General features: G+C 38.5%; 13 protein-coding genes and 1 pseudogene. 12 read left to right on the top strand and 2 right to left on the bottom strand.

Features of this window, described 5'->3' with window-relative positions; genetic code table 11:
* The first annotated feature begins 5 nt into the window (after window positions 1-5).
* The 9 genes from mreC (at window position 6) to N7931_RS13135 (ending at window position 12,943) form a co-directional block, all read left to right on the top strand.
* Window positions 6-917 carry a rod shape-determining protein MreC gene (mreC, locus tag N7931_RS13175; protein WP_262794699.1) on the top strand — a complete coding sequence of 304 codons (912 nt, stop codon included), beginning with the start codon at window positions 6-8 and terminating at the stop codon, window positions 915-917.
* On the top strand, window positions 914-1,387 hold the full coding sequence (gene mreD / locus N7931_RS13170; protein WP_262794698.1) for a rod shape-determining protein MreD: 474 nt from the start codon (window positions 914-916) through the stop codon (window positions 1,385-1,387). The genes mreC and mreD overlap by 4 nt, the downstream gene beginning before the upstream one ends.
* 3 nt (window positions 1,388-1,390) lie before the next feature.
* On the top strand, window positions 1,391-1,951 hold the full coding sequence (locus N7931_RS13165; RefSeq protein ID WP_262794697.1) for a Maf family protein: 561 nt from the start codon (window positions 1,391-1,393) through the stop codon (window positions 1,949-1,951).
* 14 nt (window positions 1,952-1,965) lie between these two features.
* Window positions 1,966-3,441 carry a ribonuclease G gene (gene rng / locus N7931_RS13160; RefSeq protein ID WP_262794695.1) on the top strand — a complete coding sequence of 492 codons (1,476 nt, stop codon included), beginning with the start codon at window positions 1,966-1,968 and terminating at the stop codon, window positions 3,439-3,441.
* On the top strand, window positions 3,441-7,322 hold the full coding sequence (locus N7931_RS13155; RefSeq protein WP_262794693.1) for a YhdP family protein: 3,882 nt from the start codon (window positions 3,441-3,443) through the stop codon (window positions 7,320-7,322). The genes rng and N7931_RS13155 overlap by 1 nt, the downstream gene beginning before the upstream one ends.
* 47 nt (window positions 7,323-7,369) lie before the next feature.
* Entirely contained in the window at window positions 7,370-8,185 is an 816-nt protein-coding gene (locus N7931_RS13150) for a carbon-nitrogen hydrolase family protein (protein ID WP_262794692.1), read from the top strand.
* Between the two features lie 8 nt (window positions 8,186-8,193).
* Entirely contained in the window at window positions 8,194-9,636 is a 1,443-nt protein-coding gene (tldD, locus tag N7931_RS13145; RefSeq protein ID WP_262794690.1) for a metalloprotease TldD, read from the top strand.
* A gap of 49 nt (window positions 9,637-9,685) precedes the next feature.
* Entirely contained in the window at window positions 9,686-10,723 is a 1,038-nt protein-coding gene (gene pyrC, locus N7931_RS13140) for a dihydroorotase (protein ID WP_262794689.1), read from the top strand.
* A gap of 120 nt (window positions 10,724-10,843) precedes the next feature.
* Window positions 10,844-12,943, top strand: coding sequence for an alpha-amylase family glycosyl hydrolase (locus tag N7931_RS13135; protein ID WP_262794688.1), 2,100 nt, complete (start codon window positions 10,844-10,846; stop codon window positions 12,941-12,943).
* 111 nt (window positions 12,944-13,054) lie between these two features.
* Here N7931_RS13135 and N7931_RS13130 read toward each other — a convergent pair whose 3' ends face one another.
* Window positions 13,055-13,348 carry a hypothetical protein gene (locus N7931_RS13130; RefSeq protein ID WP_262794687.1) on the bottom strand — a complete coding sequence of 98 codons (294 nt, stop codon included), beginning with the start codon at window positions 13,346-13,348 and terminating at the stop codon, window positions 13,055-13,057.
* Between the two features lie 629 nt (window positions 13,349-13,977).
* Between N7931_RS13130 and N7931_RS13125 the strand changes: the two genes are divergently transcribed.
* The 3 genes from N7931_RS13125 (at window position 13,978) to N7931_RS13115 (ending at window position 15,528) form a co-directional block, all read left to right on the top strand.
* The gene (locus N7931_RS13125; RefSeq protein ID WP_262794685.1) at window positions 13,978-14,487 is read left to right on the top strand and encodes a GrpB family protein; all 510 of its coding nucleotides are present in this window, start codon (window positions 13,978-13,980) and stop codon (window positions 14,485-14,487) included.
* A 236-nt stretch (window positions 14,488-14,723) separates the two neighbouring features.
* Complete coding sequence (locus N7931_RS13120) at window positions 14,724-15,053, top strand: SMI1/KNR4 family protein (RefSeq protein ID WP_262794684.1); 330 nt, start codon at window positions 14,724-14,726, stop codon at window positions 15,051-15,053.
* 70 nt (window positions 15,054-15,123) lie between these two features.
* Window positions 15,124-15,528 (top strand): DUF5412 family protein, encoded by a 405-nt coding sequence (locus N7931_RS13115; protein WP_262794682.1) that lies wholly within the window; start codon window positions 15,124-15,126, stop codon window positions 15,526-15,528.
* A 40-nt stretch (window positions 15,529-15,568) separates the two neighbouring features.
* On the opposite strand, the pseudogene N7931_RS13110 reads toward N7931_RS13115, so the two are convergent.
* Window positions 15,569-15,721 (bottom strand): annotated as a pseudogene (locus N7931_RS13110) (IS110 family transposase); the annotation flags it as partial.

Genomic DNA, 15,721 nt, shown 5'->3' with positions numbered 1-15,721 from the left:
TTTATATGACTCCATTGTTTGGTAATGGTCCTGCCCCTCAAACCCGAATTTTTATTGCGCTGATTGTATCGGTTGCAATGATTTTTGTTGATCACAAACTCAACGCTTTTGAACCTGCTAAGGTTTATTTAAATTCGTTAGTCAGCCCGATTTTATATGTCGCTAACCTGCCACAAAAAATGTTTAACTGGTCGAGTGAGTCTTTAACATCGCGTCAAAACCTAATTGAAGAAAATGCAAAATTAAGAGCGCAGCATTTATTGTTAAGTGAGAAAGTGCAGCGAATGGCATTTTTAGAACGTGAAAATGACAGATTAAGAGCTTTGCTCGATTCGCCACTCCGTCAGGATATGCGTAAAATGATTGCCGAGGTTATGTCGGTAGAAAGCAATCCTAATAGCCATCAAGTGGTTATAAACCGAGGTGCGTTAAATGGCGTTTACGAAGGGCAGGCTGTATTGGATGAAAACGGGATTGTTGGTCAGGTAGTTAATGTCGGTTCATTAACCAGTCGGGTATTATTAATTACCGATCATACTCATGCTATTCCGGTAAGAGTTGCGCGTAATGCTGTGCGTAGCATTGCCAGTGGTACGGGAAGAATTGATCGGCTGGAACTTAATTTTGTGCCTCATTCTGCGGATATTCAAGTTGGCGATTTATTAATGAGTTCAGGTTTAGGCAATAAATATCCAGAAGGTTATCCGGTGGCAGAAGTCACTCAAGTTTCGTTTAACGAAAGCTTGCCGTTTGCTCAAATTGTTGCCAGACCAATTGCCCATTTAGATCGGATTCGATATTTATTATTGCTTTGGCCTCCTTCATCAGAGCATCAACCTGAAGCTGTATCTGAAAATCCAAATAAAGAAGATGCTGATAGCATACCACCAAAATCGCAGGAGAAAATTAACCCATGAGAGGATTTTTTTTAATCGGGTTAACTTTATTATTTGCGTTAACTTTAGCTATTACTCCTATGCCGAGTATTATCGAGTCATATCGTCCGGATTGGATTTTATTAGTATTGGTATATTGGTGTATTGCGCTGCCTCATCGAGTTAATGTCGGGACAGCGTGGTTTTGTGGATTTTTATTAGATATTTTATTGGGGTCTGTTTTGGGGACCCATGCTTTTATGTTGGCTTTTGTCGCTTATATTTGTTCTGCTAATTATCTAACAATTCGAAACTTTTCAAGCTGGCAACAATCATTAATTATTGCTCTAGTGACTGCATTTTATCATTTAGTTGATTATTGGTTGCAGCATTTTTTAACAACAGCATATTTTATGCCGGAGCTTTTATGGCCAGTGTTGAGTAATGCTTTTGTTTGGACATTTGTTTTTTATGGTCTGCGTAAATATCGCCGCACTTTCAGAATTCGCTAATTTATGACATCTATTTATCTTGCTTCAAAATCGCCTCGTCGTCAGGCGTTATTATCTCAATTAGGCGTTAAGTTTGAGCTTATCGAAGGTGAAATTGACGAAACACCATTTATTAATGAAGACGCTAAAGCTTATGTACTCCGTTTAGCAACTGCAAAAGCGCAGGCTGGTTGGCAAAATAGCCAAAAAGATAAAGCTGTATTAGGTTCAGATACTATAGTTGTATTTAACGGTGAATTATTGGGTAAACCAACAGGCCTGCAAGACGCTATTCGCATGTTGAGTATGTTATCTGGGCAAACTCATCAGGTAATGACTGCGGTTTGTTTGTATCGAGAAAATACAATATTAACCGATGTAGTCATTAGCCAAGTCACATTTGCAAAACTAACAAAACAAGAGATTGTTGAGTATTGGCAAACAGGTGAACCTCTGGATAAAGCGGGCAGTTATGCTATTCAAGGGATTGGTGGGCAATTTGTGGTTAATATCAATGGTAATTATTCGGCGATTGTTGGCTTACCTTTATATCAAACTAAACAGTTATTAGCTCAACTAGACTGATACGGATTAAATGCATGAGCGCAGAATTATTAATTAACATTACCCCTACCGAAACCCGAGTTGCTGTCGTTGAAAACGGCAGTTTGCAGGAAGTTCATATTGAACGGCAAGCTAAACGCGGCTTAGTCGGTAATATTTACAGCGGTAAAGTGAGTCGGGTTTTACCTGGCATGCAAGCCGCTTTTATTGATATAGGGTTAGATAAAGCCGCATTTTTGCATGCCTCGGATATTAGTGTGCATGACGAAATTAAAGACGAGCAAGCCATTGATAAAGCTCAGCTTCCGGTACGTGATATTCGTGACTTAGTTAAAGAAGGTCAGGATATTGTTGTGCAGGTAGTTAAAGATCCGCTCGGAACAAAAGGGGCACGCTTAACAACTGACATTACCATTCCATCGCGTTATTTAGTGTTTATGCCCGGCTCTGAGCATGTTGGTGTATCCCAGCGGGTTGAAAGCGAAGTTGAGCGAGACAGATTAAAAGAAGTTGTTGGTCAGTTTTCTGACGACAAAGGTAGCTTTATTGTTCGTACTGCGGCAGAAGGCGTAGAGGCTGAAGAGCTAGAGCAAGATGCTATTTTTTTACGAAGGGTGTGGAACAAAATCCTCAAACGTAAACAACGCAGTGGCAAAATTCGTTGTTTATATGAAGATTTAACCCTAGCTTTTAGAATTTTAAGAGACTTTGTTGGCAGCAAAGTAGAACGAATTCGGGTTGATTCAAAACTGGCTTTTGATCAATTACACGAGTTTGTGACAGAGTTTGTGCCTAACTTAAAAAGTGTTATTGAATATTATCCCGGTGAGCGGCCAATTTTTGATTTATTTGATGTCGAAAATGAAATTCAACGAGCACTGGAGCGTAAAGTTCAGCTTAAATCCGGCGGCTATTTAATTATTGATCAAACCGAAGCCATGACCACAATTGATATCAATACGGGTGCATTTGTCGGGCATCGTAATTTAGAAGATACAATTTTTAATACCAATATTGAAGCGACTCAAGCAATAGCCCGTCAGCTTAGGTTACGAAATTTAGGTGGAATTATTATTATCGATTTTATCGATATGATGAATGATGATCACAAACGCCGGGTATTACACGGTTTAGAACAAGCTTTATCTTACGACAGGACCAAATCAAACATTCATGGCTTTTCTGCTTTAGGATTAGTCGAAATGACCCGAAAGCGTACCAGAGAAAGTTTGGAACATATTTTATGTGATTCGTGTCATATATGTCAGGGGCGTGGTTCGTTAAAAACAGTTGAAACCATCTGTTATGAAATTTTACGTGAAGTCGTTAGAGTTAACCGGGCTTATGATGCCGACCGTTTTGTGGTTTATGCCAGTGGTGCAGTGTGTGACTATTTATTAAGTGAAGAGTCGCATGCGTTAGGTGAACTTGAAGTGTTTATTGGTAAACAAATTAAAGTTCAGGCCGAACCTTTATATGGTCCAGAGCAATTTGATGTGGTCATGATTTAGTGAAAGTAAAGTCTTTATTATCAAGCATTATTCGTAAGCTTTGGTTGGGCTTCGCGATTGTATTAGTTACTGTAGCCTTATTGCTGAGTGCTATCCGTATTAGTTTACCGTATGCTAATGATTTTAAAGATGAGCTTTCAGTTTGGTTTGAACAAGAGTTTAACCAGCCAATTAGAATAGAATCATTAACAGCTGATTGGCGAGGGTTAGGCCCTCAAATCGAAATGATTGGTTTTGAATTTGAGCGACAAGATGCATTTGACTCACCTGTTATTGTCAACATTAAGCAGGTCAATTTAGAGTTAGATTTTTGGCAGACTTTATTACAACGTAGCTTTGTAGTTAAAAACTTTGTTTTAGATGGTGTTGAAGTCCTGGTTGATATCGACAAATTAGATGCAGCAAAAGAAAGTGGTGATAATTTTGCTGTGGCTGATCTTTTTCAGGAGATTTTTTTAGAGCAGTTTAGACGTTTTGATGTCCAAGATAGTTTTGTCACTATTATCACTCCAGATCAAGCTGCTCATCAAATAAAGGTACACCAACTAAAATGGTTTAACCGAGGTAATACCCACCAAGGCGTAGGCGATTTTTCGCTTGAAGGAATTGAAGAAGATAAACTCGGCTTTATTTTAGATTTAACCGACTCTGGTGATGAAACTTATTCTGGTGAGTTTTATGTTAAATCTGATGGGATTGATTTAGCGCCCTGGTTTAAACCTTATTTAGCTAAAAGAGTCCGAGATATTCAAAGTCGGTTAAAATTTGAAGCTTGGTTAAATATTGAAAATAGTGAGTTGGGAGCGTTTTTATTAAACTTTGATCCTAGTCCTATGAGTTGGTATTTGGGCAATCAACTTCAACAATTTGAGTTAGTCAGTGGGCAAGTTCAGGCTAATTTGAAGCAGAATACCACTAGTTTTTATATCGATGATATAAGTTTTGCTGTTGGTGAGCAGCTATGGGCTGGTTTAAATTTAAGCCTGACCAAGCAAGACCAAAGCTGGCAGGTGTATTCACCGGAAGTCATTCTAAATCCATATAAAGCTATCGCCAGCTTGTTTCCATTACCATTGCAAGCCAGCCAATTTTTAAACGCCTTAAATGGTGAACCTTCGGTTGAAAACTTTCATTTTTCTTATACCAGTAAAGATGACTGGCGACTACATGCCAACTTGATTGATTTAAACTGGCAAGAAGTATTATCACTTCCTCAGCTAACCGGGCTATCAGCTGAAATCTCAGCAAGGCCAGGTAGCATAGTTAGTAATTGGCATTTAGCAAAAGGTGAGCTGGTATGGCAGCAAGTCTTTAATGATAAATTACAGGTTGAATCTGCTAATATTCAATCAATTATTCATTATCATGACTCTAACTGGCGTATCAACTTACCTAAAGTTCAATTAGCACTAAAAGAATTTGAGTTGAATGCAGCATTGTCGTTACAACCTGATGACCAACAAGAATTGCAGCTTTCAGCTTATGGTGAGTTAGGCCAAGTAAAGGTCACAGATGTAGAACGGCTCTTACCTAAAAAGTTAATTGGTGAAGAAACATTCAATTACTTAAAGCAGGGGTTACAGGGCGGAGTAGTTGAGCATAGTCAACTGATTTGGCAAGGTAAGTTAATTGATTACCCTTTTATTAACAATAAAGGGATATTTGAAGCTCAGCTATCACTACGAGATGCCTTATTTCAATTTCAGCCAGATTGGCCAGCAGCAAATGATATCGATTTAAAACTGACTTTTAAAAATCAAGGGCTCTTTTTTGAAAGCCAGCAAGCCAAATTACTAGGTGCCCAGTTATTAAATTTAAAAGCTAATATAGCGGATTTAACTTCACCACAAGCAGAACTGCAATTATCAGCCACAGCAGAAGCTCAAGGCGAGCAAGCCACTCAAATTATGTTACAAAGCAGTTTAAAAGACTCTGTTGGGAATGTATTAGAGCAAGCTCAAGTTCGAGGTTTGGTTAAACTTAACTTAGATTTACTTATACCACTGCATAATAGTCAGAATTTAAATGCCAGTGGAGAGGTTTTATTTAATCAAAATACGGTTTCTATTGTTAAAACAGGATTTGAGTTCCAGCGAGTAAACGGGCTGCTTGAATTTAATATGGATAAATTAAAAGCCCGTAAAATGACATTTGATTGGGGGCCAGTCCCTTATCAAATGGATATCAACAGTAGACAATTAAATTCAGGCTATCAGTTACAATTTGATTTAAGAGGTGATTGGCCTTTAGATGCTATTTTAGCCCAAGCTGATTTTTTGAACATGGCAGATAGGTTGAAAGGAAGCGCACATGTTGATGGTCATTTAGAAATATTATTTGGCGCTAATGATAGTTTAAATTATAGATTAGATGTTGCATCAGATTTACATGGGGTAACTCTCAAATTACCCCAGCCTTTCGATAAAAATGCAGAGCAATTGCGTATTACTAACCTCATGGTTGCGGGAGATGATGAGAGTGCAATAATAGAATTAACGTCTGGTAATAATATTAGTTTTAGCTCAGTTTTACCTTATGAGTTAGCTAAATTTAGTCGAGCTTATTTGGTATTAGGCGAAGATGTCTTATCCGCTCCAGGTACAGGATTTAATATTTCAGCGCATTTAAGACGGGTCAACTTTATTGATTACGTTAATTTTATTAATGATTTAAATAAAGATTTAAGTAAGCAAGAAAGTACCGGTGAAGCAATGATTGATTTACCTGAGCGAATAAGAGGTCAAGTCGATTTTTTAGAGTTGGGGCCTTTAACATGGCATGCAACCAATTTTGATGTGCAGCGCAGCGATGGTTATTGGCACAGTAAAGTTTTTGCTGATGAATTTAGAGGCGAAATTAATGCGTTTGATAACTGGGATAAACAAGGGTTAAATATTTCGGCCGAGCAATTACTATTAACTCTTAATAAAGCGGAAGCTCAAACAGAAAAATTGGATGAAAAACTAGAGCACAACGTTATTTTATCCGCTTTTACAAAAGAAGAACTTAGAGAAATTTTTGCCGCTATTCCTCCCACCAAATTTAGTTGTGAGCAATGCCAGTTAGACGATAAAAATTTGGGTAAAGTTAGTTTTGATATTTCAAGGGCATCGCCTAATGATTTGTTATTGAATAATTTTAAGCTCGATTATCGTCAGCATAAAATAAATGCATCAGGTGCTTGGCGGCTTGATAATTTAAATCGCAGTACCACACAAATAAAAGGCAAAATAAACAGCTCTGATTTTGGTCACTGGTTAAGAGATTATCAATTAACCTCGGCAATTCGTGATTCAAGTATAGATGCTGATTTTGAACTAAACTGGCCGCAAGCGCCTATGGATATCGGTTATCAGTATTTGAATGGCAATATTAATATTCGTTTAGGGGAAGGTTATTTAACCGAGGTATCGGATAAAGGCGCACGTTTATTATCTGTACTGAGTTTAGATTCGCTGGTACGTAAACTAAAACTGGACTTTAGAGATGTATTTAGCAAAGGTTTATTTTATAACCAGATGAAAGGCAGCATTAAGTTGACCAATGGTTTGGCCTATACAGATAACACCACTATGGATGGGGTTGCCGGTAATATGGAAATTAAAGGCAGTACAGATTTAGTATCACAAAAGATAAATTACGATATTCGTTTTAGCCCTAAAATTACCTCTAGCTTACCGGTATTAATTGCATGGATGGTTAATCCGGTTACCGGGATTGCGGCGTTGGCGATTGATCAGGTAATCGAATCTGCCGATGTGATCTCACAAATTAAATTTAAGATTAGTGGTACAATAGATAACCCTCAGGTGGTTGAAACAGCCCGCGAAAGTCGCGAAGTTAAATTGCCTAAAAAAGCAAAATCCGGCAATAAACAATAATCGGATGATTTTGTGAGTCGCAAAATGATCAAATTAATGAGGTTTTAATGGACATCTCAGTTACCAGCATTCAAATGAACTCCAAAGTGAGTGTGGAAGACAACCTGCTCTGGTTATCTCAGCAATTTTCGCAGATTAAAGCGCAAGGGCATAAATTAGTGGTGCTGCCTGAGTGTTTTGCCAGCTTTGGTGGTTTTACCGGTGCAATGGGGCAGATAGCCGAAGATTATGGTAATGGGCCGATTCAAAACTTTTTAGCGCACAATGCTAAAAAATACGATTTATGGCTGGTGGCTGGCAGTATGCCGATTAAAAATCCTCAAACCCAGCTATACAGTGCCGCTTGTTTATTATTTTCGCCAGACGGGCATATTCAAGCCAGATATAATAAAATACATTTATTTGATGCCGATGTTGCAGATAAAACTGGGCAGTATCGTGAAAGCGATAATACGCTTGCAGGTGACAAAGTGGTTGTGGTTGATACCCCTTTTGCGAAAGTTGGGCTGGCAATATGCTACGATGTTCGTTTTCCTGAATTATTTAGATTAATGCAATTGCAAGGTGCGGATATTATTTGTATTCCAAGTGCATTTACTTATGTTACAGGATGCGCCCATTGGCAAACATTAATGCGCGCCAGAGCAATAGAAAATCAGTGTTTTGTGGTGGCGGCCAATCAAACCGGTGAGCATCAAAATGGTCGTCATACTTTTGGTCATTCAATGTTGATTGATCCTTGGGGCGAAATTATTCACCAACATGCAGAGCAGGCAGGCATAATGGAGAGTCAAATTCATTTAAGTAAAGTGACTCAAACCAGAGCCAAAATGCCTAATTTACAACACAGAAAATTTAAGTAAGACAATCCATGAATTCAGTTACAGATAATTTATTATCACAAAGTCAGTTGGATTTAACTGAACTTGAAAAAAACTTAGCGTTTATGCATCAGCGTAAGCTTGATTATGCCGATTTATTTTTTCAATCGAGCTTACACGAATCCTGGGTTTTAGAAGACGGAATCGTCAAAGATGGTTCATTTAATATTGAACGCGGTGTTGGGGTTAGAGCCGTAGATGGTGAAAAAACTGGTTTTGCTTATGCCGATGAAATTAGCTCAGCCGCACTTGCCAAAGCCGCAGATGCAGCGCGAGGTATTAGCAGCCAAACCTCAGATTTTAAGATTGCTGTTTTAAAACAAACTCAAGCTAAACCAATTTATTTGGGGGTTAATCCGTTTTCTAGCCTAACGCCAGAGCAAAAAGTACAGTTGCTTAAAGATATTGAGCAAATTGCCAGAGCAGAAGATCCGCGAGTTGTACAGGTTAATGCCAGTATTTCAGCCGTTTACGAGGAAGTATTAATTGCAGCCAGTGATGGTACTTTAGCAACCGATCAGCGTCCGTTAGTTCGGTTAAATTGTACGGTTTTGGTTGAGCAAAATGGTCGTCGTGAAAGCGGTAGTTGTGGTGGCGGTGGCCGCACTGATTATGCCTATTTTTTTGAAGCCAGCCACTCAGGCGAAGCAAGATACAGCCAATATGCTAAACAAGCAGTTAAGCAAGCATTAGTTAATTTAGAAGCCATTGCAGCCCCAGCCGGAACTATGCCAGTTGTGCTTGGTGCGGGTTGGCCGGGTGTATTATTACACGAAGCGGTCGGGCATGGGTTAGAGGGCGATTTTAACCGTAAAAAATCGTCTACTTACAGTAATAGTATGGGGCAAAAAGTGACCTCTGAATTATGTACTATCGTGGATGACGGCACCTTGGCAAATCGCCGCGGTTCACTCAATGTGGATGATGAAGGGGTGAACAGTCAATACAATGTATTAATTGAAAACGGTGTGCTTAAAGGCTACATGCAGGACAAAATGAATGCCCGCTTAATGGGCGTTGCGCCAACCGGCAATGGCCGCCGCGAAACCTATGCCCATTTACCTATGCCTCGAATGACCAATACTTATATGTTACCCGGACAAAGCGATCCGCAAGAAATTATTGCCTCGGTTAAAAAGGGCATTTATGCACCTAACTTTGGTGGTGGTCAGGTTGATATTACCTCGGGTAAATTTGTATTTTCGACCTCTGAAGCTTATTTAATTGAAGACGGCAAAATTACCGCGCCCATTAAAGGCGCTACTTTAATTGGTAACGGGCCAGATGCAATGAATAAAATCTCAATGGTTGGTAACGACTTAGAGTTAGATTTAGGTGTTGGCGTATGCGGTAAAGACGGCCAGAGTGTACCTGTTGGCGTTGGTCAGCCAACGGTCAAAGTGGACGAGTTAGTGGTTGGTGGTACAGGTTAATCACCAAACTTAGCCAACATATGATTAAAGAATGAGAGATTAAAATTAGATGAATCAAATTACAATTACAACGCCGGATGACTGGCATTTACATTTTCGTGATGGCGATATGTTACCGGAAACTGTACCAGCTACCGCCCGCTGCTTTGCCAGAGCAATTGTGATGCCTAACCTAGTACCGCCGGTAACCACTGCACAAATGGCGATGGATTATAAACAGCGTATTTTAGCTGCGCGCCCAGCCGGCAGCCAGTTTGAACCATTAATGACTTTGTATTTAACTAACAATACCAGCAGCGAAGATATTCGCGCAGCTAAACAAGCCGGTGTGATTGCCTGCAAACTTTACCCTGCTGGAGCAACGACTAACTCTGATGCCGCGGTAAGTGCGCTAGAGGCTATGTATCCGGTATTTGAAACTATGGCCGAAGAAGGTTTATTGCTGTTAATTCACGGTGAAGTGACTCGTCATGAAGTTGATATTTTTGATCGTGAAAAAGTATTTATTGATGAGCATTTAAGCAAAATAGTCGCAAAATTTCCGCATTTAAAAATTGTTGCCGAACATATTACAACAGCCGATGCAGCACAATTTGTCAGTGAAGCCGGTGATAATGTTGGCGCAACTATTACACCACAGCATTTAATGCTTAACCGTAACGATTTATTGGTTGGTGGCGTACGCCCACATAATTATTGCTTACCTGTGTTAAAACGTAATACACATCAACAAGCGTTACGCGCAGCAGTTAAATCCGGCTCTAAAAAATTCTTTTTAGGGACAGATTCAGCCCCGCATGAAAAACACCGCAAAGAGTCAGCTTGTGGCTGTGCCGGTTGTTACAGTGCATGGAGCGCTTTAGAGTTATACGCTCAGGTTTTTGATGAGCTAGACGCGCTTGATAAACTGGAAGGATTTGCCAGCTTAAATGGTGCAGATTTTTATGGTTTACCGCGCAATAGCGGAAAAGTGACTTTAGTTAAAGAAGAATGGCAGATCCCTGAGCAAATTATTTTGCCAAACGGTAACCCGATTGTACCGTTTTTTGCTGGCCAAACCGTTAACTGGAAGCTGAAAACCGCCTAAATTGCTTTTTCACATACGTATGCAGGGTTTTGCATACGTATGTATTTGGTGTTTATTTAAAATAAAAGTAACATTTTAGTAACAGGTAATCTGGCATTGTGCTTTTTTAGGATGACTAATATGTTAAAACAAAATTTTATTACGGCTGTCAGTCTGGCAGTTGGCTTTGCTCTTACCGGTTGCGGTGCATCTAAAACCCAACCTACTGAACCAACCAGCGCTAATCAAACCACCCATAATATTTATCAAGATTATTTAAACCGTGATGTGCGGGACGATATTTTTTATTTTGTATTACCAGACAGATTTGAAAATGGCGATAAATCAAATGATCTCGGAGATAAAAATAAGCCAATTTCTTACGGTGGTTTTAAACCAGACAACAAAGCTTATTATCACGGTGGTGATTTAAAAGGGTTAGAGCAAAAGCTAGATTATCTGGAAAATATGGGCATTACAGCTATTTGGATGACACCTATTTTAAGAAACCGCGCAGTACAGGGCGATAGCTCAGGTTATCACGGTTATTGGATTGTCGATTTTAGTGAAATTGATCCGCATCTAGGTGGCAATAAAGATTTAAAATCGCTAATAGATAAAGCGCACCAAAGAGGCATAAAAGTCTTTTTTGATATTATCACCAACCATACCGCTGATGTTATCCGCTACCGTGAATGTCACGATGAACAAGGCCGACATTTAGATTCAAGCTCATACGAGTGTAAATACAAAACCATTGAACAAACCCAAAGTGGCGATAAATATACGCCTTTTATTCCTAAAGGTCAGGAAACCGTTAAAACACCAGCTTGGTTAAATGATCCTAAATATTACAATAATCAGGGTGATAGCTTCTGGCAGGGCGAAAGCGCAGTTTATGGTGACTTTTCAGGGTTAGATGATTTAGATACCCGTCAGCAAGCTGTCGTCGATGGATTTATTGATATCTATAAACATATTGTTTCAGAGTTTAAACCAGACGGCTTTAGAGTGGACACGGTTAAACACGTCGATATGTCATTCTGGCAAGTATTTTCACCGGCAATAATGGAACACGCCCACAAAGAGGGTATTCCTAACTTCCATATTTTTGGTGAAGTGTATGATGGCGATCCTGCATTTTTAAGCCGCTTTACCACAGTTGGAAAAATGCCAGCTATTTTAGATTTTGGTTTGCAAGGCAACGCAGATGATGTATTTGCTAATCATGGTAGTCCACAAAAGCTCACTAAATTATTTGATGATGACGATTATTATAATGATGAAGACAGCAGCGCAGATGAGCTACTTACCTTTATTGGTAACCACGACATGGGGCGAATTGGATTATTCTTAAATAACAATTTTGCCGATGCCAGCGAAGCTGAAAAAACACAGCGCAGTATTTTAACTCACGCATTTATGTATTTTGCTCGTGGTATTCCAGTGGTTTATTACGGTGATGAGCAAGGTTTTACCGGTGATGGTAATGATCAGGCTGCCCGCGAAAATATGATGCCATCATTAGTGGATAGCTATAACGACAATAATTTATTGGGCACAGATGCAACCACCGCAGATGATAACTTTGATGAAAGCCATGTGATTTATCAATCGCTTGCTGAATTTGCAAAAGTGTATAAACAAAATACAGCATTAAGACGTGGTATTCACTTAAATCGTTTTGCAGATAAAGCATCTGGCTTATATGCTTTTTCACGTATTGACACTAATGAGCAAGTTGAATACCTGTTAGCTTTTAACTCAGCCAAGCAGCCAAAAACTTTGCAGTTAGCTGCAACCTCAGCCCAGTACAAATTAGTGTTAGCCAGCGACTCAGCTAAAACGGATACCCTAAAAACTGAAAACGATCAGGTTAACTTAACTGTGCCACCGCTTGGGTTTGTGATTTACAAAGCGGATTCACAAATTATACCTGCCAATTTACCTTCGGTAGCGGTTACTCAAGCTGGAGTGGATGAACGGGTTAGTGAACTGTTTAATATTGAGTACCGACTTGGCGAAACTCAAACCACAGATGCAGCGCCAGCATTACTTAAAGTAACCACTGAATACATGACTAAAGATGGTGAATTTAAACTGGCTGCAACTGATTTCACCCCACCATACAGAGCAAAAATTGATCTGAACAACTGGCAGCAAAGTGCGAAAAAAGTCAGAGTCACAGTAGATAATTTAGCTGGTAAGGTGAAAACTAAATTAATCGATTTATCAAACTAATTAATCTGCCAATTAATCCTAAGTGGCAGATTAATAAAACATGAAACAAAAATGGCTACCTCGGTAGCCATTTTTAATGTTAACTGGTTATTTTAACCTAAGATTTTTTGATTAAAACTTCATTGGTGTGATTGGGTTTTCTTCAAACTTTAAATCAACCTGATATTCGGTATCACCTGCTTTAACAAAGAAAAACGTTTTTTCACGTTTAAACACTTCATGCAAATAAATCACTTTTACATTTGGGCGTCTGTCTGGTTTCATGTCAGTTAATTCAACATTGTATCGTGTAACATGAATATTTTTATATTTTGGTGGCGTTACTAATAACAGTTCTTTTTTATCATCTCTTAAAACGATGGTGCTGTTATTGACCGAGTAAGTTAAATTTGAGCTGTCAAACAAAGGGGTTCTCCCTTCCTATTTCATCATAGGATTTTACAAAGGTTAAAATAGACTTATTAAGATAGCTTTAAAAAAGCGACTACATCCAAAAAATAAGTTTAGCATCTGTTAGTTATAAAAAGTAGTTTATCAAAAAAACATTATTTTTAAACATTAACTTTGGTTAACTGACTAAAACTCATCAAGTATTCTATCGGTTTAAATAAATGCCAGTTGTTTTAACAAACTTAAACCTAAGTTTGATGATTAAGCTGATTTAACCCAGTTCGTCGTTTATTTTTAAATAAAAGCATGTTTTAACGATTATCAAATTTTTAGCGATAGATTTTTAAAATTAACTTGCCGTAACATAACGATAAAAATGGCCAAATAACTCTGCCTGTAGGTCACGCTTTAGCGTGAAAATATCCCTTTTTGTTTTATTGAGCGAAGATTAAAATTAAGTTAACCAATCAAGTTTGGTAATTATTTAATATTAAAGCTAATATTTGGCATTGGCAGCGCGTATGATCTTTTACGGTTTTAAATGATTATCCATAAAATACACCAATTAATTTCAAGCTAAAACTAACGTTTTGCCCAAGCTATTTAATACATGAGGCACAGGGCTACTAGGGAAAGTTAATCAAGTGAGTCGAGCAAAAATAACCCTTGAAGAGTATGATCCTTCATGGCCATCTAAATTTAAAGACGAAAAAGAAAAGCTGATGGCTGTTGCCGGAAAATGGCAATTTGGAACGATTGAGCATGTTGGTAGTACAGCCATTTCTGGTATGGTTGCTAAGCCAGTAATTGATATTATGTTTGGCGTTAAATCGCTAACTGAATCCAAACCGGCAATTAATGCTCTGGTAGAGAGTGGTTATGAATATTGGCCTTATAAAACTGAGGTAATGCACTGGTTTTGCAAACCATCAGATGCTTTTAGAACGCATCATCTTCACCTAATACCTTATGAAAGCGCATTATGGCATGAGCGCATTAAGTTTCGTGATCTTCTCCGTTCAGATAGCTCTTTAGCTACACAATATGCGAAATTAAAACGTGAATTAGCTAACAATTATGCCGAGAACCGTGAAATGTATACTCAGAAAAAATGGCCATTTATTAAACAGGTATTGGCTAGCTCTCAAAAGTAATCACAGGATAAAAATTTAATAGCAGCCAACAAAGATTAAAAATAACAATGACACAACAGTGGGTGTCATCTTACTTTAATTGATCTTACTTTATTCTTTTGTATCTGATATTTATCGATTAGTTGATAAATTGAGAAAAATAGGTAAAAGTAAATATCAAATTAATTATTAAGTAGATTGTGGCTAAACCGGAGCTATTAAAATAGGTTTTTCTACAGTCTCGTTAGGGCTCAGATATGAATCGAGCATTTGGTAAAGTCTTCAAAAGCGAAAATGGCGTTGAGTATGGCATAATCCGAAAAGGCAACCTGCCATTTCCTAAAGTTTTATCTAATTCGAATGTCCTTGCAGAGGACGATTGTGGTAATTATTTCGTTCTCCTTAACGAGGCTGTGTGCTTCTGGGATCACGAAACAGGAGAGAGCAAAATTCTTTCTGGGTCAGTAAATGATTTTGTTTCTAGGTGTTCTTCTCCAAAGGAAGTGGAACTAGAGCCTGGCCAAGTAGAGTCGGCTTGGATAGATCCCGAGTTTGCAAAGCAATTCGGCATCAAGTGCAAGCCCTAACAAGCGCATGTTTCGGACAAATTTCCGCTGCGCTCCAATTTGCCGCAAATGCGGGCGTTAGCTGTATTCGATGAATTTGTTTATTAAAATAATATGTTGGATGGGTGGTATAGCAGCACTTATAAGTGCTGCTTTTGTTGCATTTATGATGTACTTGTTTTCTGATATGTGTGGAAACTACGAGCATTCTGTATTTCAATCACCTGACGCAAAGTATAAAGCTGTGATCTTTCAACGAGATTGCGGTGCCACAACAGGCTTTTCTACTCAAATATCAATATTGCCTTCAAATGAAGCTTTAATGAATGAATCTGGTAATATATTTGCAATGGAAGGGCATTCAAATGATGTTGCTCCAAAAGTTGAATGGCTAAATGACGTTACTTTAAAAATCACTAGTAGCTCTGAAAATACAGTTTATTTATCTGAAGCTAGTTTTGGCTGGTTTAACAAATTTAGTATTGTTTACGAGTAGGAATACAGCTAACAAGAGACTACGGTGTCAATAACTAATTTTAAGTTTTCGGCGCTTCCCATAAAACTCCGTCCCGAAGCATTGAATTTAAGATCACTATCATCTTTCTGACACAGGCTATTATGGCGACTTTTTTAGATTTTCCAGCAGCCACTAAACGTTGATATGTTTGCTTAAATACCGAATTTGATTG

It is taken from the genome of Catenovulum sp. 2E275 (genome assembly GCF_025515275.1).
Lineage (GTDB): Bacteria > Pseudomonadota > Gammaproteobacteria > Enterobacterales > Alteromonadaceae > Catenovulum.
This window is presented reverse-complemented; position numbering and strand designations above follow the sequence as displayed.

Coding starts and splice junctions, on each gene's coding strand:
- N7931_RS13150 (WP_262794692.1), top strand. CDS start 7,370: ATGGACATCTCAGTTACCAGCATTCAAATGAACTCCAAAGTGAGTGTG.
- rng (WP_262794695.1), top strand. CDS start 1,966: ATGAGCGCAGAATTATTAATTAACATTACCCCTACCGAAACCCGAGTT.
- mreC (WP_262794699.1), top strand. CDS start 6: ATGACTCCATTGTTTGGTAATGGTCCTGCCCCTCAAACCCGAATTTTT.
- pyrC (WP_262794689.1), top strand. CDS start 9,686: ATGAATCAAATTACAATTACAACGCCGGATGACTGGCATTTACATTTT.
- N7931_RS13120 (WP_262794684.1), top strand. CDS start 14,724: ATGAATCGAGCATTTGGTAAAGTCTTCAAAAGCGAAAATGGCGTTGAG.
- N7931_RS13115 (WP_262794682.1), top strand. CDS start 15,124: ATGAATTTGTTTATTAAAATAATATGTTGGATGGGTGGTATAGCAGCA.
- tldD (WP_262794690.1), top strand. CDS start 8,194: ATGAATTCAGTTACAGATAATTTATTATCACAAAGTCAGTTGGATTTA.
- N7931_RS13165 (WP_262794697.1), top strand. CDS start 1,391: ATGACATCTATTTATCTTGCTTCAAAATCGCCTCGTCGTCAGGCGTTA.
- N7931_RS13135 (WP_262794688.1), top strand. CDS start 10,844: ATGTTAAAACAAAATTTTATTACGGCTGTCAGTCTGGCAGTTGGCTTT.
- mreD (WP_262794698.1), top strand. CDS start 914: ATGAGAGGATTTTTTTTAATCGGGTTAACTTTATTATTTGCGTTAACT.